The 1,666-nt window shown below is 66.6% G+C and carries 2 protein-coding genes; both read left to right on the top strand.

Annotated elements, in window-relative coordinates; translation table 11 throughout:
* Positions 1-1,270, top strand: a 1,270-nt coding sequence (locus AB2385_RS17025) for a heavy metal translocating P-type ATPase (RefSeq protein WP_367656201.1), incomplete at its 5' end; no start/stop codon positions are given.
* A gap of 47 nt (positions 1,271-1,317) precedes the next feature.
* A partial coding sequence (locus AB2385_RS17030; RefSeq protein WP_367656202.1) for a DUF1541 domain-containing protein occupies positions 1,318-1,666 on the top strand: 349 nt, incomplete at its 3' end.

Consider the following 1,666-nt stretch of genomic DNA (forward strand, 5'->3'; position numbering starts at 1 on the left):
GGCGTTGTTGTTCTGGTTCGCGCTGATCTCCGCTCTGATCACCGCGGTGGTGTGGACCATCATCGGCAGCCCGGACGATGCCGTGGTGCGCACGGTCACGGTGCTGGTCATCGCCTGTCCGCACGCCCTGGGCCTGGCGATTCCGCTGGTCATTGCGATCTCCAGCGAGCGGGCCGCGAAATCCGGGGTGCTCATCAAGGACCGGATGGCGCTCGAGCGGATGCGCACCATCGACGTGGTGCTCTTCGACAAAACCGGCACCCTGACCGAGGGTGCGCACGCGGTCACCGGTGTCGCGGCAGTTGTCGGCGTCACCGAGGGCGAGCTACTGGCCCTGGCCGCCGTCGCGGAGGCCGACAGTGAGCACCCCGTGGCCCGCGCCATCGTGGCGGCCGCGGCCGCCCCTCCCGAGGCCTCCCGTCGGCAAATCCGTGCAACTGGTTTCAGCGCCGCCTCCGGCCGGGGGGTCCGGGCCACTGTCGATGGCGCTGAGATCCTCGTGGGCGGGCCGAACATGCTGCGCGAGTTCAACCTCACGACCCCGGCCGAGCTCACCGACACCACCAGCGCCTGGACCGGGCGTGGGGCCGGTGTGCTCCATATTGTCCGCGACGGTCAGATCATCGGTGCGGTAGCCGTCGAGGACAAGATCCGCCCCGAATCCCGTGCCGCCGTGAAAGCCGTGCAGGACCGCGGGGTAAAGGTCGCGCTGATCACCGGCGACGCCCAGCAGGTCGCCCACGCCGTCGGTCAGGACATAGGCATTGATGAGGTCTTCGCTGAGGTCCTGCCCCAGGACAAAGACACCAAGGTCACGCAGCTGCAGGACCGGGGTTTGAGCGTGGCCATGGTCGGTGACGGTGTCAATGACGCCCCCGCTCTGACCCGCGCGGAAGTCGGTATCGCCATCGGTGCCGGCACGGATGTGGCCATGGAATCTGCCGGGGTGGTCCTAGCCAGTGATGACCCGCGGGCAGTGCTGTCGATGATTGAGCTGTCCCAGGCCAGCTACCGCAAGATGATCCAGAACCTGATCTGGGCCTCTGGCTACAACATCCTCGCCGTGCCGTTGGCCGCCGGAGTGCTCGCCTCGATCGGGTTCGTGCTGTCCCCGGCCGTGGGCGCGATCTTGATGTCTGCCTCGACCATCGTGGTGGCCCTGAACGCCCAGCTGTTGCGCCGCATTGATCTGGAGCCGGCTCACCTGGCTCCGACCGACGGGAAGGAGGAACACAGTGGGTCGATATCCCCCGTAACCGTTACTGACTGACCTTGTCTCTCGACCCCTAACTCACACCACTTTTGAAAGGAACGCTCATGAAACGCAGCATTACCCTCGCCGCCTTGGTACTGACCTCCACCCTGGCGCTGACCGCCTGCAGCGACGCCACCGACAACTCCGACGATGCCGACACCACCAGCACCACGACGGCAACCGCAGAGACCAACGAGACCCACCAGGAAGACACCACCACTGCCGACGAAGAGCACGGCGGGCACGACCACCCTGCCGACGGCGGGGCACCGCCGGCAGGCATTGAAGAGGCCGAGGATCCCACGTACCCGGTGGGCACCGAGGTCATCCTCACCGCTGACCACATGCCCGGCATGGACGGGGCCACCGCCACCATTTCCGGGGCGTTTGACACCACGACCTATTCGGTCA

This window comes from Symbiobacterium sp., assembly GCF_040797425.1.
GTDB lineage: Bacteria > Bacillota > Sulfobacillia > Symbiobacteriales > Symbiobacteriaceae > Symbiobacterium.